The 20,127-nt window shown below is 59.4% G+C and carries 19 protein-coding genes; 13 read left to right on the top strand and 6 right to left on the bottom strand.

All coding sequences use genetic code 11. The annotated features are described in order from the left end of the window. Positions 1-475: 475 nt before the first annotated feature. The 6 genes from LY284_RS37705 (at position 476) to LY284_RS37680 (ending at position 6,826) form a co-directional block, all read left to right on the top strand. Positions 476-805, top strand: coding sequence for a hypothetical protein (locus LY284_RS37705; RefSeq protein ID WP_233392299.1), 330 nt, complete (start codon positions 476-478; stop codon positions 803-805). A 702-nt stretch (positions 806-1,507) separates the two neighbouring features. Next, the gene (locus tag LY284_RS37700) at positions 1,508-2,137 is read left to right on the top strand and encodes an LPD29 domain-containing protein (RefSeq protein ID WP_233392297.1); all 630 of its coding nucleotides are present in this window, start codon (positions 1,508-1,510) and stop codon (positions 2,135-2,137) included. Between the two features lie 135 nt (positions 2,138-2,272). After that, a complete protein-coding gene (locus LY284_RS37695) occupies positions 2,273-4,354 on the top strand; it encodes a ParB/RepB/Spo0J family partition protein (protein WP_233392294.1) in 2,082 nt (693 codons plus the stop codon). Between the two features lie 742 nt (positions 4,355-5,096). After that, positions 5,097-5,924, top strand: coding sequence for a DUF932 domain-containing protein (locus LY284_RS37690; RefSeq protein ID WP_233392292.1), 828 nt, complete (start codon positions 5,097-5,099; stop codon positions 5,922-5,924). A gap of 72 nt (positions 5,925-5,996) precedes the next feature. Continuing rightward, positions 5,997-6,407 carry a hypothetical protein gene (locus LY284_RS37685; RefSeq protein ID WP_233392290.1) on the top strand — a complete coding sequence of 137 codons (411 nt, stop codon included), beginning with the start codon at positions 5,997-5,999 and terminating at the stop codon, positions 6,405-6,407. A 128-nt stretch (positions 6,408-6,535) separates the two neighbouring features. Then, positions 6,536-6,826 carry a TrfB-related DNA-binding protein gene (locus LY284_RS37680; RefSeq protein ID WP_233392288.1) on the top strand — a complete coding sequence of 97 codons (291 nt, stop codon included), beginning with the start codon at positions 6,536-6,538 and terminating at the stop codon, positions 6,824-6,826. Between the two features lie 92 nt (positions 6,827-6,918). Here the strand turns inward: LY284_RS37680 and stbC are convergent, their stop codons facing one another. From stbC to LY284_RS37665, 3 genes are read right to left on the bottom strand one after another with little or no spacing between them, the layout of a single operon-like run. Continuing rightward, positions 6,919-7,308 (bottom strand): plasmid stabilization protein StbC, encoded by a 390-nt coding sequence (gene stbC, locus LY284_RS37675; protein WP_233392286.1) that lies wholly within the window; start codon positions 7,306-7,308, stop codon positions 6,919-6,921. Continuing rightward, entirely contained in the window at positions 7,308-8,012 is a 705-nt protein-coding gene (stbB, locus tag LY284_RS37670) for a StbB family protein (protein ID WP_233392284.1), read from the bottom strand. The genes stbC and stbB overlap by 1 nt, the downstream gene beginning before the upstream one ends. Positions 8,013-8,020: 8 nt before the next feature. After that, complete coding sequence (locus LY284_RS37665; protein WP_233392282.1) at positions 8,021-8,431, bottom strand: hypothetical protein; 411 nt, start codon at positions 8,429-8,431, stop codon at positions 8,021-8,023. 449 nt (positions 8,432-8,880) lie between these two features. Here LY284_RS37665 and LY284_RS37660 point away from each other — a divergent pair, with 449 nt between their 5' ends. The 3 genes from LY284_RS37660 to mobF are packed head-to-tail and all read left to right on the top strand — an operon-like array spanning position 8,881 to position 11,322. Further along, a complete protein-coding gene (locus LY284_RS37660) occupies positions 8,881-9,243 on the top strand; it encodes a hypothetical protein (protein ID WP_233392280.1) in 363 nt (120 codons plus the stop codon). Beyond that, on the top strand, positions 9,236-10,792 hold the full coding sequence (locus tag LY284_RS37655) for a type IV secretion system DNA-binding domain-containing protein (RefSeq protein ID WP_233392278.1): 1,557 nt from the start codon (positions 9,236-9,238) through the stop codon (positions 10,790-10,792). Before LY284_RS37660 ends, LY284_RS37655 begins: the two co-directional genes overlap by 8 nt. Then, positions 10,792-11,322 carry a MobF family relaxase gene (gene mobF / locus LY284_RS37650; protein ID WP_233392276.1) on the top strand — a complete coding sequence of 177 codons (531 nt, stop codon included), beginning with the start codon at positions 10,792-10,794 and terminating at the stop codon, positions 11,320-11,322. The genes LY284_RS37655 and mobF overlap by 1 nt, the downstream gene beginning before the upstream one ends. Positions 11,323-11,497: 175 nt before the next feature. Here the strand turns inward: mobF and istB are convergent, their stop codons facing one another. Together istB and istA are read right to left on the bottom strand one after the other, a co-directional pair. Continuing rightward, a complete protein-coding gene (istB, locus tag LY284_RS37645; RefSeq protein ID WP_233392274.1) occupies positions 11,498-12,298 on the bottom strand; it encodes an IS21-like element helper ATPase IstB in 801 nt (266 codons plus the stop codon). Continuing rightward, positions 12,291-13,814 (bottom strand): IS21 family transposase, encoded by a 1,524-nt coding sequence (gene istA, locus LY284_RS37640; protein WP_233387171.1) that lies wholly within the window; start codon positions 13,812-13,814, stop codon positions 12,291-12,293. Before istA ends, istB begins: the two co-directional genes overlap by 8 nt. Before the next feature lie 475 nt (positions 13,815-14,289). Between istA and LY284_RS37635 the strand changes: the two genes are divergently transcribed. The 4 genes from LY284_RS37635 (at position 14,290) to LY284_RS37620 (ending at position 18,606) form a co-directional block, all read left to right on the top strand. After that, positions 14,290-15,102, top strand: a complete 813-nt coding sequence (locus tag LY284_RS37635) for a TauD/TfdA family dioxygenase (RefSeq protein WP_233392273.1) — start codon at positions 14,290-14,292, stop codon at positions 15,100-15,102. 108 nt (positions 15,103-15,210) lie between these two features. Then, positions 15,211-16,260, top strand: coding sequence for a porin (locus LY284_RS37630; protein ID WP_233392271.1), 1,050 nt, complete (start codon positions 15,211-15,213; stop codon positions 16,258-16,260). A 33-nt stretch (positions 16,261-16,293) separates the two neighbouring features. Beyond that, a complete protein-coding gene (locus LY284_RS37625) occupies positions 16,294-17,598 on the top strand; it encodes an MFS transporter (RefSeq protein ID WP_233392268.1) in 1,305 nt (434 codons plus the stop codon). Positions 17,599-17,676: 78 nt separating this feature from the next. Further along, positions 17,677-18,606 carry a LysR family transcriptional regulator gene (locus LY284_RS37620; RefSeq protein ID WP_233392266.1) on the top strand — a complete coding sequence of 310 codons (930 nt, stop codon included), beginning with the start codon at positions 17,677-17,679 and terminating at the stop codon, positions 18,604-18,606. A 207-nt stretch (positions 18,607-18,813) separates the two neighbouring features. Here LY284_RS37620 and LY284_RS37615 read toward each other — a convergent pair. Next, on the bottom strand, positions 18,814-20,127 hold a 1,314-nt coding region (locus tag LY284_RS37615; RefSeq protein WP_233392264.1), incomplete at its 5' end, for an FAD-binding oxidoreductase.

Raw genomic sequence — 20,127 nt, 5'->3', positions numbered from 1 at the left:
TCGGGGACAGCGCGAGGCTCGAAGAAAAAAGGCGTCATGGGCTCTCGCACCCATGACGCCGAATCGCTCTCATGGTCGAGACGGAGCGAGGAGACAGGTCCATCATAGGCGAAGCTCAGCTTGAGTGATTGTCCGATATAGAGGGCAGGCGCTCCTCAATTCCGAGAATGGCGGGCCACACCCCTGTCATACGACCGTGAGCAACAATGCTTGTCCGCCCAGAGATGTTGCCTTCTTGCGCGAATTGTTGAATTTGCCACGAAAGCAGACGCCGGTTGTCCTGATTCTCAATAGCATGTCGCGAAAGACATCTTGGGAGCCGTGATGGGCATCTGTCGTAAGCCAACACCAGCCGATCGCGCACACGCCGATGGGGTGCATCTTCACTATGGGCTGACCGGCCTTCGTGCCGTCGGTCCTGCGCGCGCGCATGTGCGGTACATATACGTGCTTATTCTCACGGCTGCCGCGCTCGATGGCTCGCAAACTGCCGCGCTTTGAGCCCGTCGGACTGGACGAGGGGCGTGCGCTTTGGCGGAAGTATCGCGGCAACGCCGACGTAGAGCGCATGTTGCTTGAGATTGCACAGTCGCGCGCCGTGATGCTCGAGCTCGGCGAATACTTCAGTTGCCTGCACAAGGTATGGATTGAGGAAAATCTCGGTCAGCTCGTGGCCCTTGAAAAGATCCGGCTGTTGCTCAATGAACAGGCCCTCCGTCAGCGTGCGCTCGCAGGGCTCAAGCCACCGCCGCGCAAAGACGACCCCGGCGGAACCGAAGAGGCAGAACCCGCGCTCATCGACTGACGCTGCGTCTGCAGCTACCCAATCCAGTGTCAGCGGGCGCAGCATAGACGCGAAAACGCGACCCACCCAAAACGCTTTCCAACTTGAAAGCAGCAAACCCGCCAACCGAGGCGGGCGCCTGACGGCGCCCTTCAAACTCAAAAATAGAATGCGGCGCAATGCGCCGAAGGGGCACCGACACCTGGCGGTGCCCGTGCCGTGGGGCTGCTTGCGCGAGAACCGCGTCGTTGCGCTCCATCCTTTGTCAGCCGTTCAAAGCGCGTTTCACCTGCCCTTCAAAGCCGCCCCGTGATCGACGCATAGCACGAACCAGATTCGGTACAAGGGTTCGCTTCGCCGCGTCCTCACCCGTTCGATGCTCGCCTGCGGCTGCGCTTCGCTGCGGCCTCCGGGCGCGCCCTTGCACCGAATCCGGTCCGTGCAAAACATGCGCCGAGGCGGCTCCGAAGAGCAGATGAAACTGAACGGCAGACAAAGGAGGTAATGATGAGCGCAACGACCACCCGCACAAGCGACCCCACCAACGAAGCGGGCGTTCCTCCCGCGCCCTCCGAGGCTCACCAAAGATCATATATCGAGGGCGACATTCGAGTGGTGACCGTCGCTCGTTCGCGAATCCAGATGAAGTACCACGAAGGCAGATGGTTGAGCGTGATGGTGACGACGCTCTGATTTTCTATTCAATATTGAGGATACCAGATCATGGCAATCAAACACTTTACCTGTGCTGAGACCGCCAAGCTGATTCGGCAGTCGCTCGCGGAGGCGTTCAAGGGTGTGAAGTTCTCGGTCCGGAGCCGCACCTATAGCGGTGGCGCATCCATCTATGTGAGTTGGACCGATGGTCCGAACGCCGCGCAAGTGGAAGCCATTACGGGCGGATTCAAGGCAGCGTATTTCGACAGCTTGATCGACTACCAAGGTTCGATCTATCACATGATGGACGGCCAACAAGTCTGCTTTGGTGCGGACCATATCGCAACAGTCCGCGAGCATAGCGACGCTGCCGTCCAGTCCGCTATTGAGCGCGTCTATCGACGCTACAAAAGCAACTTCACCGAGAACGGCCTCACTGCGCCGACCGTGGATCAATTCCGCTCGGGCGAACTCTACCGCGTTCAACTCGCGGGACTTCATCGGGACGGTGCGAGCAGCGTACAGACGATGATCCACGCGGCGCTCGCCAAGCAGAGCGACCGCCTCAAAGTGGCCCACAGTGTCACCGCATCGCGGAAGTTCGTGACGCATGACGATGGCCATAGCCGCGTCTGTGGCGAGGGCTTTTGCGCCGTGAAAGCGATCGGCCCCGTCGGCATCGTTGACATCGACTGATCTAGAAGCCAAGGGCAATCGCGAGCCCTGTCGATTGCCTCCCGCTTCATCAATCTTGGTTCTAAACCGGCCGGTGACCACAGCGGTACCTTTCGCCGCGTTACTCAGTCGCTGGCACTCTCTGGGAGCTTGAAAATGGATGATCGCAACGACGCCATCGAAGTTCAAACCGACGTTGTCGAGCTTGGCGGTGCGGCAACGTCGCCCACCGAACTCGAAAGCACTTTCGGCGGCGACAGCACTATCGAGCAAGTCGCACTATCGCGTCTAAGCCCATCGCCGCGAAATGTTCGCCGCAAGGCCGCTACAGGCATCGAGGGCCTCGCAGACAGTATCGCCGCAAAGGGGCTGCTACAAAATCTCGTTGCGCACCCGATGAAGGCTGCACGTGGCAAAAAGCCGAAGCTCTGCGTGTGCGCGGGCCAGCGTCGACTCGCCGCACTTCAATTACTCGCGGAGCGTGGCGTGATCGGCCCGGACGAATTGATCCCGGTCCGGGTCGTCACCGAGGCTGAAGCCATCGCCGCGTCGCTTATCGAAAACCATGCTCGCGAGCCGATGCACGGCGCGGATCAGGCGATGGCATTTCGGATGCTGATCGAGGAGGGCAAGAGCGAAGACTACATTGCCGCGCTCTTCTCCGTCCCGGTGTTGACGGTACAGCGCCGACTCAAGATTGCCAACGTCTCGCCTCGGCTGTTGGAAGTGTTCCGCCATGATGGCATGAGCATAGAGCAGGTCGTCGCGCTCGCCCTGACCGATGACCATGCTCTACAGGAGCGACTATGGTTTGATGCCGCTCAGTCGTGGCTGCGCGATCCGCATCAGCTTCGAACCGCGATCACCAAGGAAGAAGTCGAGGTTCGCAACAATCCGCTCGTAGCATTTGTCACGCTCGACGCCTACGAGGCCGCCGGTGGATTCGTGCGTCGCGACCTGTTCAGCGACGACGACAATGCGGGATACATCGGCAACACCGACCTGTTGCAGCAACTTGCGACGGGCCGCCTGATCGAGATTGCGCAGACGATCAGCGCGGAAGGGTGGAAGTGGGTCGAAACGCGGATCAAACGCGACTATAGTGAGTTGAGCGCATATGGTCGGCTGGCATCACACACACGCAATATGAGCAAAAAGGAAGAGCGCGAGTTCGCAAAACTCCAGAAGGCGCGCGATGCCGCCAGTGACGCACTGAACGCCTATTACGATGACGAGTCCGGCGAAGAGGACGAGGAAAAGCGCGACGCGTTGGAAGAAGCCGCAAACACCGCGAGCGATGCATGTGACGCTTTTGTCGACAGCATGGAAGCGTGGTCGTCCGATCAACTGGCGCGCGGCGGCGCTTTCGTGTTCCTAAACATCGCCGGCGAGGTCGTGATCGAGCGCGGTTTTCTGAAGCCGGACGACAAGCCCACTCGCGAGGGTTTCACGACGGGCGAGCTTACTGGCACGCTTGAGCCGACGAAGAAGGAAAAGCCGCTTCACAGCGAAAAGCTTTGCCGACGTTTGACCGCGCACCGCACCGCCGCTGTTCAAGTTGAACTTGCCGCACAACCGGGCGTTGCACTTGCCGTGCTCATGCACCATATGATTCCGACGATTTTCCCCGAGCAGTTCGGTTACGGATTCCATGGAACGACGCTGGAGGCGAAATTCGCCTTGTCGCACGACAAGCTGCTGCGGGAGGCTGACGATATGGCAGACAGTCGCGCATGGCAACAGATCGACGCCGAGCGTGCAAAATGGTCCGCGATGCTGCCGACGAGAAGTGCCGAGCTTCTGCCTTGGCTGTTGCAGCAAAGCGATGACGTCACGTCGAATCTCTTCGCGTTTTGCGTCGCCGCGACCCTCGACAGTGTGAGCGGGACCGATAGCGCACATCCGGTGAACGCCCTGTGCGATGTCTTGAATCTCGATATGACCAAGTACTGGACGGCCACGCAGGCAAGTTACCTGAATCACGTCTCGAAAGGCCGAATTGCCGAGGTGGTGACTGCCGCAGTCTCGGCAGACGCAGCGGCTCCGCTCGCATCGAACAAGAAGGACCAAGCTGCGTCGATGGCGGAGCGGTTACTGTCGGAGACCGGCTGGCTTCCGGAAGTGCTGGTCAATCGCGACGTTCCGCTAGAGCACAGCTTTGTTTCTGCCGAGTCTGAGGAACAGAGTTTAGACGACGAGGAAAGCCGAGAAGAAATCGGCGAAGAAGGCAATCAGTGAAAGGCAGTGCTTAACGAGGAAGGGCGGTTGCATGACCGCTCGGTCCTCAGGTTCGTCGCGAACAAAACAAAGGCTCGGAGCGCGGCAACGCTTCGAGCCTTACCGTCCAACACCGCAGGAGTAGAACGGGGATCCAACTAGTTCGATTATATCGGTGCGGGAGTGAAACACCAAGCAGCAAACTGACCTCCGCGCCTGGCGGCGCTGCGCGCCCCGAACGGGGCTTGCCGATTGTTTCGCACGATCTGTCGGGTGGTCTGCTCGCCGGATTCGGTCAGTCGCTCGCGTCCTTGAATCTGCCACACGCCCCGGCTTTCCCGGTCAAGGGACTTTCGCGGCATATCCTCGACCGCTGCGCGGCCTGCGGTATTCCACGTTCCCTTGACCGCGCCGGTTCGTGCGGCAGAACGGGCTTACCGCGACCGACCGAATCCGACGAGCAGACCGAGCACAGGCCTACGCGTGCTCCACGCCCCTTGAAATGAGACAGACGCTCGCGCGCCTGTCTGAATCGAACGATCCGCTCTCTCCCTCGTCCTCGGGGCAGCACCGTAGATGCCAAGTTATCGCGAGTGAGAGGTAAACAGAATTGATATTTATATTTACAGATATTGACTTTTGCTGTGATTCGTCCTATCATACATACATCGACACGCTAATCAGCACAGCGCCTCGATACCGGGAATCAAGCGGCGGCAACCGCTCCCGGGTCTTTACAACACCGCAACTTAGGAGTACGAATATGCAACTCGCATCTAAGTTTGGTTACCACGCGCCCGTTCTCCGCTCGGAAGTTCCTCTGACGGACGAGCAAATCCAAAGCGTCGCGCCATCGATCTTCGCCGCTGACAAGCACGACAGCCGCTCGAAGCGCTACACCTACATTCCGACGATCGATGTGCTCCAAGGCCTGCGCCGCGAAGGCTTTCAGCCGTTCATGGTCGCGCAGACCCGCGTGCGCAACGAAGACAAGCGCGATTTCACCAAGCACATGATTCGCCTTCGCCATGCGGACCAGATCAGCGGCAAGGAAGCCAACGAAATCATCCTGCTGAACAGCCACGACGGCACGAGCAGCTATCAAATGCTAGCCGGCATGTTCCGCTTTGTCTGCTGCAACGGGATGGTTTGCGGCACGAATGTGGGCGAGGTGCGAGTTCCGCACAAGGGTGATGTCGTCGGGGAGGTGATCGAAGGCGCGTTCCGCGTGCTCGATAACTTCGAGGTTGTCGACGAGCAGCGTGAAGGTATGCAGGGCGTAACGCTCGATGCAGGCGCACAGAACGCCTTTGCACGCGCAGCCCTCGAATTGAAGTACGACACGGAAGAAGCCGCCGCGCCCGTCACCGAGACGCAGATACTTCGGCCCCGTCGCATGGAGGACGGGGGCTCCGACTTGTGGGCGACCTTCAACCGTGTGCAGGAAAACATGGTCAAAGGTGGCCTTCACGGACGCAGCACGACCGGCCGCACGACGACCACCCGAGCGGTCAGCGGCATCGACCAGAACGTAAAACTGAACCGGGCGCTCTGGGTGCTCGCTGACGAGATGCGCAAGATGATCGGCTAACGCGGAGGCGCTACCGGACGAGCGGCATCCGGCCTCGCCCGGTAGTTACCTCGGACACATGGAGAGAACACCATGAGCAAGGTCTTTTATATTCCTGGCGAGCCGACCGCGATCGATTATGCGTTAGAACTGGCGGACGGCCACTTCGTCACCAACTGGACGCGGGAAACGCTCGAACAGCTCGCACAGCGCCATCCGGGCGTCGTGATAGGTGAGGAGGATCGCTTCATCGAGCAGCAGGAGCGGGCGTTGTCGACCGCCGCCGAAGAAATCACCGAGGCCGAATATCACGCGGCCATGTCTGGCCCTTGGCCACCGCTCGTCTGGCAGTTGGGCGATGGGGCTGAATCTTTTAAGGGTCACGAACTCGGAACTGGAAACGTCACCCTCATTTACGCCCGAAAGGGGTCGCGCTTCTGGCGATTTCGAGGCGTCGCTACTTTGTCTCATCCTCTGATCGCTCAGAAGATGCACCGTCACTGACCCAGCAAGACAGCACGCCAAGCGCTCAACGTGTTTGCGCGTGCTGTTGACCGCTATTGACTTCAAGCAGATAATCGAGCCCCGATTTCACGCATTCAGATGGGGGCGCAAACATGGCAGGAGAAAGGATGACCGCGAAGGACTTCAAGTCGCTCATGCCCCGCCTTAAACGAATGACCGTTGGCAACGTCGAAGTTGCGCGCCGCGTGCTGGTCGATGGCGTGTCTCAGACCGAGGCTGCGAATGAAAGCGGGCTGACAAAGCAACGCGTGGGCGCGGTGATCAAATCGGTCCTGGCCGTGTCGCAAGACCTTCCGGCGAACTGGGAGCAGGTCGAAGTGTGGCTACCGCCGGAACTCGCTGCGCAAGTTAGGCGGATGGCCGACGAGGCGCGGGCGCGCATTAAACAAACCAGCTAACCGAGCAATACTTCGCGCCGTGGTGCCTCCGGGCGCGGCGCTCTGGCGAACACGTCTTCTAATCAGCGTCGCCGCCAAGCTGCCGCGGCACGCTATAAAAGATAGCGGATCAGCAGGACGGCTGTCGCCGCGCCGATCGTGGCGCCGATTGTTGAACTCAGGCCGCAACAGACCATCAGCAGAGGCAGGGACCGGCGCACGCCCACCGCTGCCGCCCGTTCGCTCGATGCGAACACAGTTCGCGCTAGATCAGCGTTGCCCGCTTTGGCATCGCGAAAAGCTTGGGCGAGTTCGCGATGAGCGGTCACCAACTCCCGTGTCGCTGTCTGGACTATGGCATCCAGTTCCCCCCTCGCCGTGACAACCCCTTCACGGACCTTCTGAGCGTCGGCCACCGCCGCCTTCAATTCCGCGACGATCTCCTTCGAGTCGCCGAGAAACCATTCGAGGAGAATCTCCTCCTTGGACGGCGGCCGATCCATCACGACACCAAAGACGAAAATGTGTCGTTGAGGTTGTTGCGAACCGGAATAGCGAGCTTTTTCCAGCGGTACATGCGAGCGAAGTCCTTGGCTTTGTCCGGGTCCGATTCGGACTTGGCCAGCGCCCGATAATCGACGCCGTCATCGATCAACTGGTCAAAGCCTATCCGCTTTGCCGCCAAATAGCCGTAAATGTCGCTCTCAAACAGGTACGCGTTCGGATCGATCCATGCTTTTTTGGTCTTTTCGACGTAATTAAATACCGCCGGAATCTCCCCAATCGGTTCCGCGGCGATTCTGTTCGGCAGCAAGCGAATTTTGGCAGATTCCACACCGACATTCGACAGTGCTTCAACGGTTTTCAAACTTTCCTGCCAGGCTTTCTGATCCGGTGTGACGGGAATCACGTACAAATCAAATTCTTGTTCGGCATCGGAAAACCGTGACATGGCTTCGAAAAACGGCTCGATATTGGAGGCGCCGACATCGATAATGGCGTCGTCTTCTAAAACCAGCGCTTCGAGCAACTCGCCAAACCTTTTCCCCTGCAGTTGAGAGACTTGATCAGCGCCAAGATCACTTGCCGATTGGTTAATCGTCTCCACGGAAAAGAATGCGGCGTTAGGCATGCGCGGCTTGAGAAGGTAATGCGCTGCGACTGTTTTGCCGACGCTTCCACTGTAGTTTAAGACGGCGATCTTCAATTCGCACCTCACTTGAATTTATCGTCAAACTCACTGAAGTCCATGCTGTGGACGCGCTCAAAATCCCGTGTCGTTCTAATGCGGTTGCGCTTCGCCGCGACTTCTTGCGATTCAATCGACGCATCGCGATCCCGCTCGATCGTATCGGGACGATTACCTGACCTCCCTATCGAATCCAACGCGCCGACATCAGCCTCGCGCCTATGACCGGGCTTCGGAGTCGGCTGGGGCCGAATACGTCTAGCGCGCCATAACGCTTTAACAAAACCATCAAACGTCAGCTTGAGTCCTTGTTCCTGGCAGAGCATTTTCCAGATTGACTCACGTGATGCACCGAAATTTAACGCAGCTTCAATTTCGGCGAGCATGTTGCGCACGACAGCCGAATCGCTTTTCGGTTTGAGTTGCGATAACGGCATTGTCGACCCTCCCGATGATTCGCTTTCGTGTGAGCTTAGTTTTCACTCTAGTGATCTATGCAATCGAACGCAAGCATTTTGCCTCGTAAAAGTCTCCATTCGGTATCTGGTGATTCCTCGGGTCGTCGTCAAAGTGTCTCCGTTATGTCCTCTTTCAGTCCGTTCGCGCATTCGCCTTCACGCGCTGCGTGAAGGATAGGAAAGAACGTGTTTTAGACGCACAAACGGGCTGTAAACATTCCCGATTTCCCCTTAAATCAGCGGCTGGCCTAGGCCCTTAAATGCTATACACCATACGCAATGCTTCGCATTGGCTAAGTGGTTGATCTTGCGCAATATTTACCTTTTATGTTTTCGGGTGATGTAAAACGGGGGTCCGACAGAGACCATTGAACGTGCTATCGCATAAGGCTTATTGTGTATTACACCCGTCCTACCGGAGCTAAGCCATGCCGACGATTAGCATTCGACTCAATGATGCGCAGAGAATTGAGCTCGAAGAGCGCTCCGCTCGCCACAATGGAAACGTCTCCGAGTACATCAAATATGCGCTCTTTGGGAAGGGTCACGAAAGCGGTCAAGAGGTTCTAGCACGCCTGGACGAGTTGACTGACGCGATGTTGAGATTTCCGAACACTGGTCGAGATGAAGCGGTGCCCGAACACTCCTATTCAGCAGCGACTATGTTGATGGAAGTCTTGTTGCTGTTGAGGATGGCCTTGCCGCCCGAAAAGATTCGAAGTGCGCGAGCAGAACATGATCGCTTGGCCATCCCGTCTTGGGAACCGGCGCGGGAGGGTTACCGTGGATGATATCCAAAAGCGGCAGGCAGGAATCGCTGCCATACTTTTCGTGCCGCTCTTCGCGTGGTTTGTCACGGCGAGGCTTGTGTATGGTTTTACGCCGCAGACCGTTCGCGAAGTCCTTCCTCTCTTGATCCGAAACACATTTCATTTGTTACCCCTGTGGGGCGCGTTATTGCTCGGAGAGTTGTTGGCGATTGCTGGGATAGCAGCGGCGATAAACGCGGGAAAGAGACCATTCAAAGGGGCAGCATTCTCCAAGTTCTTTCGCGGGACGGAGGTGGTCACGGCTGATGAACTGGCAAGAAAGACGAGAGAAAGCAAAAAAAAGCAAATCACGATTGCAGGTGTGCCGATGCCAACCGAAGCTGAAAATACCCACGTCTCTATTGGCGGGTCGACCGGGACCGGGAAATCGACCCTTTTCAAAGAAATGATGGTGTGTAGTATGGCACGCGGTGATCGTATGGTGGTGCTCGATCCAGACGGCGAATTTCTTTCCAACTTCTACCGGCAAGGCGACAAAATCCTCAATCCGTACGATGGGCGATCCGAGGGCTGGTCGTTTTTTAACGAAATCCGTGCCGATTTTGATTTTAAGCGTTATTCGGCGTCGATTATTCAGCGCTCGGGCAGTGCTGAGTCCGAAGAGTGGAATGACTACGGGCGGCTGCTTTTCACCGAAGTTGCCCGCAAGGTCTATTCAACGTCGAGAAATCCGACGATGGAGGAGGTCTTTGAATGGACGAACCGAAAAACGCTGGAAGAACTCGAAGCGTATGTTCAAGGGACAAACGCGCAGGCGCTTTTCACAGGAAATAGTCGGGCATCTGGAAGCGCCCGATTTGTGCTCTCGAACAAATTGCCGCCGCACCTCGAGATGCCGCACGGTGACTTCTCGCTGCGCGACTGGATTGCCGATCCTCGCGGCGGGAATCTCTACATTACGTGGGACGAGAACATGCGCGCGGCACTGGTGCCGCTGATCTCGTGCTTTGCGGACACGATCTTCAGTAGCGTGCTCGGTATGAGCGCCGATCTGAGCCGCCGGCTCTGGGTGTATCTCGACGAACTCGAATCCCTCGCACGCCTGCCGACTTTGGGTGACGCTCTGACCAAGGGGCGCAAGAAGGGACTGCGCGTCGTGTCTGGCTACCAGACATACACGCAACTGGTGGATGTGTACGGGGAGAACCTCGCGGAGACGATGCTTGGTAACCATCGAACAATGGTCGCACTCGGTGTCGGCCGCATGGGTGAGAAGACCGCCGAGAAGATGTCGCGCGCACTCGGTCAGCACGAAATCATGCGGCAACGCTCCGGTCGTAGCCGCAGGGCCTTTGGCGGCATGGGCACCAACAGCCAGAACGAGGAAATCAAGCCTGAATCGGTGGTGCTCGCGTCCGAATTGATGCGCCTGCCGAATCTTGAGGGCTATCTCGCCTTTCCCGGTGACTTGCCGATCGCGAAATTCAAGACCGAATCCGTCACCTACATGCGCAAGTCCCGGGTCCCGGGCATCGTGTCCCTCGACGGCGAAATTCTGGGGGCGTCCTGATGCTGAATATCACGACGATCAAGCGCCAGAATGTCGGCAAGGTAGTGAGCTATTACGCCGACAGCGCCGACGACTATTACGCGAAAGACGGCAGCGCCATGCAATGGCAGGGCAAGGGTGCAGAAGCCCTGGGGCTGAGCGGTCCGGTCGAGCAGGCTCGTTTTGCCGAATTGCTGGATGGGCGGATCGACGAGTATACGCAACTGCGTCGCACGAAGCCGTCTGAGGCGCGTAGGGAGCGCCTCGGGTACGACCTGACGTTTTCTGCGCCCAAGGGGGTGTCCTTGCAAGCGCTCGTGCACGGTGACGAGCGCATGATCGCGGCTCACGATCGGGCGGTGGCCGCAGCGTTGCGCGAGGCCGAAATGCTCACCGCGGCGCGTCATACGGTGAACGGCAAGACACATGTCGAACAGACTAACAAGCTCGTCGCCGCGACGTTTCGGCATGAGACCTCGCGGGAAGTCGATCCCGACCTGCACACACACGCGTTCGTGCTGAACATGATGTCCGCGCCGATTGAATTTTGAACCACCGCGCCGATTGAATTTTGAGCCGGGGTGGAGACCGGTCTGAAGTGGGACCGGTTGTGGATAAGTGTATGGGTTTCCGTGGTCGTTGTCCTCCTTCGTATGAGAGTGCGTGGCGCAGGGGAAGCTGCGGAGGGCGTAGCTCGTAGCAGCTTCCCCTGCGCGGCGAACGAGGTCAGGCGGATTCGGAAACGCCAGCGGCATCGCCTTTTCGCGCTGCTTCGCGCGACCGGATGCGTTTCTTTGCACTGGCGCTGCTATGCCGGAAACGATAGCTTTCGTTTCCAGTCTCCACGATGTGGCAGTGGTGCGTCAGCCGATCCAGCAATGCCGTGGTCATCTTCGCGTCGCCGAACACACTGGACCATTCAGCGAAGTCCAGGTTCGTTGTGATGGCAACGCTCGTGTGCTCATACAGGCGGCTTAGAAGATGGAACAGCAGTGCTCCGCCGGCTTGGCTGAAGGGCAAATATCCGAGTTCATCCAGAATGACCAAGTCGAGACGCAGCAAGCTCGCGGCGATTCGTCCGGCGCGGCCCTGCGCCTTTTCCTGCTCCAATGCGTTGGCCAGATCTACGGTCGAGTAGAAGCGCACGCGCTTGGCGTGGTGCATGATGCCGGATACGCCGATGGCCGTCGCAAGATGACTTTTCCCGGACCCCGGCCCGCCGACCAGAACCAGGTTGTGCGCGCCCTCCGTGAATGTCATGCTGGCCAGTTGCATGACGAGCTGGCGATCGACCGGCGAGCCATCGAAGTCGAAGCCGGCGATATCGCGATGCACCGGGAACTTCGCGGCGTTCATCTGATGGCTGACCGAACGCACGGCCCGATCGGCACTCTCGGCCTGCAGCAACCGCTCAAGCAGCCACTGCGACGACGCCACTTCCACGTTATTCTGCTCAAGCAGTTCGGCCCAGCCGGCGGCCATGCCGTGCAGCCGCAACTGCTTGAGTTCGACGATCAGATCACGCATGACCGGCCTCCGGCTGTTGCAGCGCCGGGCGCAGCCCGTCGTAGCGCGATGTGTCGGCAAGCGGCGGGGTGCTCAGCTGTAGCGCTGTATCGATCGTAGGCGGCATCTGCACACTTCGCATGCGCGAGAGCACATTCACCACGTGCTCGACGCTGACGCGTCCGGAGGGAGGTGCCTGTTCGAGTGCCAACGCGACCGCGATCAGCACAGCGTCCAGGCCGCTGTCCGGCACCAGCGCCAGGACCTTCGCCATCACGCGTTCGCCGCCCATCTCGCGCAGCAGCGCCCGGCGCAGGCGTTGCAGCGGCTCGGGCATATCCAGGAACGGCGCACCGTTGCGCAGTGCGCCGGGCTTGCGCTGGATCAGTGGGATGTAATGCTGCCAGTCGTATCGCACCAGACCCTCGTCGGCTAGCCGTTCGTGTTCGGCCACCACGGCATCATCGCCCACCACAACGACACGCCCCGGATAGAGCCGCGTGCTAAGCATCTGGCCTGCAAATTCGCATGGTACCGAGTAGCGGTTGCGTCCGACTACCACCAGGCAGGTCGACGACACGCGGGCCGCGCGTTCAACGTAGCCGTCAAACGGTGTCGGCATCGGCATCAGATGGGCGCGCTCCTGCTCGAATACGTCGGCAACGCTCAGGTCGCGATAGTCAGGATGTTTCACCTGCTCCCACAACGACCGGCACCGGCTCCCGAGCCACGCATTCAAATCGGCGAAGCTGCCGAATCGCTGCTCGCGAGCTTCAATCCAGATACGTAGGCGGCTGTCCTGCACGTTCTTCTCGACGACGCCTTTCTCCCAGCCGCTGGCCACGTTACAGAAGTCCGCGTCAAACAGGTAGTGCGCGCACATCACCGCAAAGCGCGAGTTGACGGTGCGGCCCTTGCCTTTGTGGACCTTGTCGACCGCCGTCTTCATATTGTCATAGATGCCACGGCGGGCCACCCCGCCGAAGGCCGCGAACGAGCGTGTATGGGCGTCGAACAGCATCTCGTGACCTTGACTCGGATAGGCCACGAGCCAGAACGCCCGCGACGCGCACAGCTTCATGTGCGACACCTGCAGCTTACGGTAAATGCCGCCGATAACCAGTCCTTCCTCGGACCAGTCAAACTGAAACGCTTCGCCCAGCTCGAATTGCAACGGCACGAACGCCGACTTCGAAGCCGCCTTGCCTTCGCCTTGCCGCCAAGCCCGGATGAAATCGGTCACCCGCGAATAGCAACCGTCGTAGCCGCTTGCCTTGATCTCCTGGAACAGCATCCAGGCCGTGCGTCGCTCCTTCTTCGGCCGCCGTGCGTCCACGCAGAGTGCCTGCACCAGCGTCTCATGAAACGGTGCTAGTCGGGTCGGCTGCGAACGTCGCTGATACTTCGGCTCCTCCTGAACATCCATGTTCAGGTATTTGCTAATCGTGTTGCGCGACAGGCTTGTGAGACGCGCGATCTCGCGTACCGACTTGTTTTGGCGGTGGAACATCCGCCGCACCTTTCCAATCATTGTCATCGGGATCATCCCCAAACACCCTGCCTGAAAAACTAGCAGGATAGGTTGATTGCCCGGCTCATTTTTCAGTCGGCGCGATCCCTACAAGTGGCTCAATTTTCGGTCGGCGTAAACATTCTTTTATGAGGCTTTTTGCTCACACAAGAGCCATGGTCTTGGATGACAACCGGGCGTGCTCAACTGATTTTCCTCTCTTGGAGCGCGCTCTTGCGCGCACCGTTGTCCTCCATCATCCACTCGAAGACACCGGTTCAATGCTTTCGCCGAGGGCGGCCGCACGCACCGTTGCCACCCGCTGTCGGCGATTTCGGACGGTCAGTGCCGACTCGCGATATACCCGTACTGTATATCTGCTTGATTTTTGAGCGACTACCTTCGGGAAACGTTTAATCCTACGATCTCCAACGCGTTCGATGGCAAGCGAAAGCCGCCGCCATCGAAAATTCGGTTCCGATATCGATTTTTGGAGATTGCCGTGCAATTCGATTGCATCACTGCAACACCGCTTTCGCCCCATGTTGGCGCGATCATCGGCAACGTCGATCTGACGAAGCCGCTGTCGCCGCAGGAGGTTACCGAACTGAAGGCCGCCTTCCTGCAGTATCAGGTTGTATTTTTCCGCGATCAGAAAATCAGCTTTGACGATCAGATTCGCGTGGCCAGTTATTTCGGACCGCTAGGGCGGCATGTTGGCAAGCAGACCATTAGCAAGCCCACGGATAATGACCTCGTGCGGCGTTTCCACTATGACGAGACGTCGAAGCAGATCTCCGGCGAGAACTTTCACAGCGATCAGTCCTGCGCCGAGGTGCCACCGCTCGGCAGCATGCTCTATAACCACACGGTCCCGCCGCATGGCGGCGGCGACACCATGTTCGCCAGCATGTATAGCGCCTACGATGCGCTGTCGCCGCGCATGAAAATCTATCTCGAAGGCCTCACCGCCGTGCACGACGGCACGCGCGTGTTCGGTCCCGGCACGCCAGTTTCGACCCATCCCGTCATCGTCAGGCATCCGGAGACTGGACGCAAACTCATCTTCGTGAATACGGATTTCACCAGCCGCATCAACGGCCTTCCGCGCCTCGAAAGCGAGCGCCTGCTCGCGTTTCTCGTCGATCACTGCAACAAGCCCGAGTGGACCTGCCGTTTCCGCTGGGAGCCGCATTCGATCGCCTTCTGGGACAACCGCTGCACGCATCACAAAGCCATCTGGGACTACTGGCCGAATGTGCGCTCGGGATTTCGGGTGCAAGTCGAGGGGACCGACGCGCCGGTTGCGGGGTGACGACGCTGGGCTGCCGCAGGGTCGCAGGCGGCAGCCATCGAAGATGATAACCACGATAATTCCAAACGCCCCATGAACACACTGAAGCGAGCAGGCTGGTTTGTCGCAATGACGTCTTTGCACGCGGGTCTGGCCATGGCGCAGAGCAGCGTCACGCTGTACGGCAGCCTCGATGCCGGTTTGAGTTATATCAACAACGTCGGCGGACACGCCCAGTGGGCGGCGGAGCAGGGCAATTCCCAGCCGGACCGCTGGGGCTTTCTGGGCACGGAGGATCTCGGCGGCGGCATGTCGGTGATCTTTAGGCTGGAGAACGGGTTCTCCACGCTCACCGGGCAGATGGTCCGCAATGGCTATATGTTCAACCGGCAGGCCTATGTCGGCCTGGCGTCGAAGACTTTCGGCACGTTCACGGCGGGCCATCAGACGCCCTTCAGCTATGAATGGCTTGGGCCGCTGAATACGGCAGTGTTGGCGTCGAGTTACATCACGTTCCATCCGGGCAATGTGGACGAGCTGTCGAACACATCGGCGGATCAGATTGATAACAACGTCCGCTATGTTTCGCCGGTGCTCTACGGCTTCCAGTTCGCGGCGCAGTTCGCGTTCGGCAACACGAGCAACTTCGCAACGAGCCGCAATTACGGTTTCGCGCTGCGCTATGCCAATCAGGCGCTCAAGGTGGCGGTGACCTATGCCGATGAAAACAATCGGACGATGTCGGTGAATACGCTGGGTGTCTATCCGTTTCAGGGCGTAACCGGCAGCAATACGTATGTGGCCGACAAGGTGAAGAACTTCGGCGTGGGCGCAAGCTATCAGGTTGGCGCGTTCCTGTTTCATGCGCTCTATACGCATGTGAGACTCGAACGCCTGTCTTTCGCGGATACCTACCAGGCCTACGATGGAGGCGTCAACTACGCTACGGCACCGGACAACAGTATCGTGTTCGGCGCGTTCACCACGACCCTTTCCGGACATCGCTGGACGCAGGCGATGCTTGGCGATATTTATTCGCTATCCAAATCGACTCAGCTTTACGCGAATGTCGCCTATCAGCGCGCGACCGGCAACACCGATGCGTTCATCTACGGTGGCGGTCTGTCGTCGACGCCGAATCAGGTGGCGGCGCGCATCGGCATCCACCATTCCTTCTAGCCTGTCGACGATCCCAATCCTTCGGAGTGGCACATGAAAGACAAGACGATCGACGCCAAAAGCGCGTTGTTCAACAAGCCGCCGGACGCCATCGATAGAACCGATGCAGTGCACGTCGGCGCGGCGAACGAAAGCAGCCCGCGATACGCCGGCTGGCGCATCGTGGCAGCGGCGATCGTCGGCCTGCTGTTTAGTCCCGGACCGATGATCCTGCTGCTGATCGGCACGCTCGCGCCGCAGTTCGAGCGCACTTACGGCTGGTCGATCGGCCAGGTGATGTTCGGGCTCACGCTGTTCGGTATCGCGTCGCTGGTGGCGGCGCCCGTGGCGGGTCGGCTCACCGACCGCCTGGGCGTGCGGCGCGTCATGCTGCCATCCATTCTGCTCGCCGCTGCGTGCCTGGCCGCCTTCGGCTTGCTGGTCTCAACGCTCGCAGGCTTCTATGCCGTGTGCTTCTTGTTCGGTTTTCTCGGCTACGGCGCGCAGTCGCTGACCTATAACAAACTCATCACCGAATGGTTCGACGAACGACGGGGGCTCGCCATCGGCGCGGCGTCGGCCGGGCTGGGATTGGGGTATGTCACGTTGCCGGGCGTCATCGGCCTTTCGCTGAGGCATTACGGCGCGAGCGGCACTTTCTACGTGATGGCGGCGATTCTCGTCGTGCTGCCGTTCGGCGTCAACTTCTTCTGCGCGGTCAGTCCGGGTACGAAGCGCGCGGGCCGCAACAGCACGGGCATCGAAGGCATGACGCTGAGCGCAGCGGTGCGCACGCCGGCATTCTGGCTGCTGGCGCTCGCCATTCTCGTGACCTCGGCGGTCGTCACCGGAGTGGTGCCGCAAATCTCCAAGCTGACCCGCGATCTGGGCTATCCGGCGACGACGGTCACGCTCATTTCGACGGGGTTCGGCGTCGTGACGCTCACCGTCAGGCTGGCGATCGGATGGCTGCTCGACCGCGCGTTCGCGCCACGCATCGGCGCGCTCGCGTTTCTGCTGACCGGCGTAGGCTGCGCGCTGGTGGCGTCGTGCGTGTACGTGAAGCTGCCATTGTTCGCGCTGGTGATCGGGGTGGCGTTCGTTGGCATCGGCTATGGGACGGAAAGTGATCTGGTCAGCTATCTCACCAGCAAGTACTTCGGCAAGAAACACTTCGGCGCGATCTACGGCTGTCTCATCATCCTGTTTCTCAGCGGTGTGTCGATCGGCCCGCTTATGTACGGTTCTGCGCGGTCCATGTTCGGTTCCTACGGACACGTTTTCATGTTCGCCGCAGGCATGTCTGTTGTGTCCGCGCTCACGATGATGTTCCTACCTCCGTACCAGAAGCGCGCTTAAGCCTGCTCCGCGTGCTCTGTGCAGCGCATGGCGGCCATGGTGTAATGAGGTCTGGCGTCTTCCTGAAGGAATCGAACCGTGGAACTGGAGCAGCTCCGGCACTTCGTCGAGGTTGTCGAACGAGGCAGTTTTACGCGCGCGGCCTCATTTCTGGGTGTCAATCAGCCTTTGCTCAGCCGGCAGATTCGCCGCCTCGAAACGGAGATGAGAACGGTCCTGCTCGTGCGGACCGGGCGCGGCGTCCGGCCGACCGATGCCGGCGCGCGGCTGCTGGCGACCGCGCGCAATATCCTCCAGCAGCTCGAAGCGGTCACCAACAACGTATCGGACGTGGACGGGGAACTGCGCGGCCGCGTAGTGATTGGTATGCCGCCTTCCTTGGGGCGGGTCTTGACCGTGCCGTTCATTCGCGCCTTCGCGGCGCGCTTTCCGAATGCGCAGGCCGTCATGGTCGAAGGGTTGTCGCGTACGCTGTACGACTCGCTCCTCAATGACAAGATCGATATCGTCCTGCTGCATGACCGCAAGCCCGCTCCGTCCATCGAAGTCGAAGTCATCGCCTCCGAGCCGTTGTGTCTGATCTCTCCGCGCGATGGCCGGCTTGCCGCGCCGGCGGCCGTGCCTTTCGAAGACATCGGGTCCTTGCCGCTGATCTTTCCGTGCGCGCCGAACCCGATCCGCCGCACAGTCGAAGAGGCGGCCGCGCTGCGCGGTATCGCACTCGATATCCGCTACGAGATCGACGGCATTGACGCCATCCTGCAACTCGTGCTGGAAGGCTTCGGCTCGGCGATTGCGGGCGCGACCATCATCGCCAAAACGCGTTATGCCGATCTGTTGCCGGTGAGCCGGATCGTCGAGCCGGCGCTGACGACGCAGATTGCCCTGGCGCAGTCCGTCAGTCGTCAGGCGAGCCGGTTGCGCTCGCGGGCGGCGCATCTCATTAGGGAAACCGTGCAAGAGATTCTCGCCGATGCGCCTGTCGTAGAAAACGCCGAGGCCCGCTGATGGCGGGCAGTATCACGGTATGCGATAGCTTCCCGTCTTTTTGCCGATGTAGTTATAGTTTTTCTCGTCGGAGTACCGCGCCTTCAACTGCTGCCAGTCGAAACGGCCTCCGATTCCTTCGTACTTGTCCGTGCCGAACGAGCGTGCCGTTGCCGTTGGTCGTGGCCCGTGATAAGTCAAGGGTTTGACCAAACCTGCTCAGTCGACTTATGGCACCCGCGCGCGAATTGAGTCTTGAATCATGCCCGGCACCAAGAGCCATTGCGGAGCAAAGCGGGCCAATTCATGGTACGCGATCGGCGCAGCGCGCGTGATTGGAAGCGGTAAGGATCCCGAGTCGTTGTCGACCACATAATTAGCCAGTGTCGCGCCTATCGACGTTGACATGGCAATGCCGCGACCATTGCAGCCCAACGGTGCAAACCATCCTTCGGCTACCTGAAACAGCCGGGGAAGAAAGTCAGGCGTCAGTGCCGCGGTGCCCCGCCACAGAAAATCGAACTCTATTCCGTCGAGCTGCGGAAATATCTTTGCCATGCGACCGGACAGCAAGGGTTTGAGCCATTGCGTGGCGCGCCAATGGGTCATCGGTGCCATTCCACCGGTCACCAGCCGATGATCGGCAGTGTAACGACAGGCGAACAAGTTGTTGCGTGTGTCAGAGAGTGCGGAGCGTGTCCGTAAGATGGTGGCGCGTTCGGCTTTCGTAAGTTTACGGGACGCAAGTTGATAGACGTGCAATGGCACGAAGCTGCGTTGAACGTCGCCGGAAAGTGACGATTTCGCAGCGCTTTCCATGGCATTGGTACATTGCAGGATGACGTCGGAACTCACGCGTCCAGATGCGGTGTCGACCCGCCATCGGTTGCCGTGCCGAGCAACATTTTCAACGGTACTGTCGCCATAGACCTCTGCACCAAGGCGTTGGGCGACGCTTGCCAGACCGCGTGTGTACGCCAGCGGATTCAAATGTCCGCCACTGGCATCGAACAATGCGCCGAAATAATGTGGACTACCTGTGATATCGCGAGTCTGTACCGCATCGAGCCAGGTCGATCGTGCGCCTGCGGCTTGCCAGTCCGCCACGCGACGCTGTAAGCCCTCGACAAGCCCGGCGCCGTGCGCCGGATTGATCCAGCCCGCCTGTTCTGCTTCGCATGCGATGCCAAATCGCGCAACAGTGTCGAAGACCCGCTGGGCACTGCCGGCGACCATCGCGTTCAAGCGATAGCCATGCGGTTCGCCCAACAAGCGCACGACATCTAAAGGCCCCAGTCGAGGCAAGCTCGGCACGACTAGTCCGCCGTTGCGGCCGGACGCCCCCATGCCTGGCTGCGCAGCGTCGAGCAATATCACCGCGACGCCACGTTCGCGTAATGCAATTGCACAAGCGAGTCCCATGATGCCGCCACCGATGATGGTGACGTCGCATCGACTATCACCATGCAATGGAGGGAAAGGCTTGAGCTCGCTGGCGCTTTGACGCCAGTACACGCGTTCAAACGCATCGGCCGCCACCAT

It is taken from the genome of Caballeronia sp. PC1, assembly GCF_021353155.1.
Classification (GTDB): Bacteria; Pseudomonadota; Gammaproteobacteria; order Burkholderiales; family Burkholderiaceae; genus Caballeronia; species Caballeronia cordobensis.
This window is presented reverse-complemented; position numbering and strand designations above follow the sequence as displayed.

Excerpts from the sequence above, each read along its gene's own strand:
- LY284_RS37700 (WP_233392297.1), top strand. The coding sequence starts at position 1,508 with ATGGCAATCAAACACTTTACCTGTGCTGAGACCGCCAAGCTGATTCGG.
- mobF (WP_233392276.1), top strand. The coding sequence starts at position 10,792 with ATGCTGAATATCACGACGATCAAGCGCCAGAATGTCGGCAAGGTAGTG.
- LY284_RS37660 (WP_233392280.1), top strand. The coding sequence starts at position 8,881 with ATGCCGACGATTAGCATTCGACTCAATGATGCGCAGAGAATTGAGCTC.
- stbC (WP_233392286.1), bottom strand. The coding sequence starts at position 7,308 with ATGGATCGGCCGCCGTCCAAGGAGGAGATTCTCCTCGAATGGTTTCTC.
- istA (WP_233387171.1), bottom strand. The coding sequence starts at position 13,814 with ATGACAATGATTGGAAAGGTGCGGCGGATGTTCCACCGCCAAAACAAG.
- LY284_RS37665 (WP_233392282.1), bottom strand. The coding sequence starts at position 8,431 with ATGCCGTTATCGCAACTCAAACCGAAAAGCGATTCGGCTGTCGTGCGC.
- LY284_RS37685 (WP_233392290.1), top strand. The coding sequence starts at position 5,997 with ATGAGCAAGGTCTTTTATATTCCTGGCGAGCCGACCGCGATCGATTAT.
- LY284_RS37680 (WP_233392288.1), top strand. The coding sequence starts at position 6,536 with ATGACCGCGAAGGACTTCAAGTCGCTCATGCCCCGCCTTAAACGAATG.
- LY284_RS37625 (WP_233392268.1), top strand. The coding sequence starts at position 16,294 with ATGAAAGACAAGACGATCGACGCCAAAAGCGCGTTGTTCAACAAGCCG.
- LY284_RS37690 (WP_233392292.1), top strand. The coding sequence starts at position 5,097 with ATGCAACTCGCATCTAAGTTTGGTTACCACGCGCCCGTTCTCCGCTCG.
- LY284_RS37705 (WP_233392299.1), top strand. The coding sequence starts at position 476 with ATGGCTCGCAAACTGCCGCGCTTTGAGCCCGTCGGACTGGACGAGGGG.
- LY284_RS37695 (WP_233392294.1), top strand. The coding sequence starts at position 2,273 with ATGGATGATCGCAACGACGCCATCGAAGTTCAAACCGACGTTGTCGAG.
- istB (WP_233392274.1), bottom strand. The coding sequence starts at position 12,298 with ATGCGTGATCTGATCGTCGAACTCAAGCAGTTGCGGCTGCACGGCATG.
- LY284_RS37630 (WP_233392271.1), top strand. The coding sequence starts at position 15,211 with ATGACGTCTTTGCACGCGGGTCTGGCCATGGCGCAGAGCAGCGTCACG.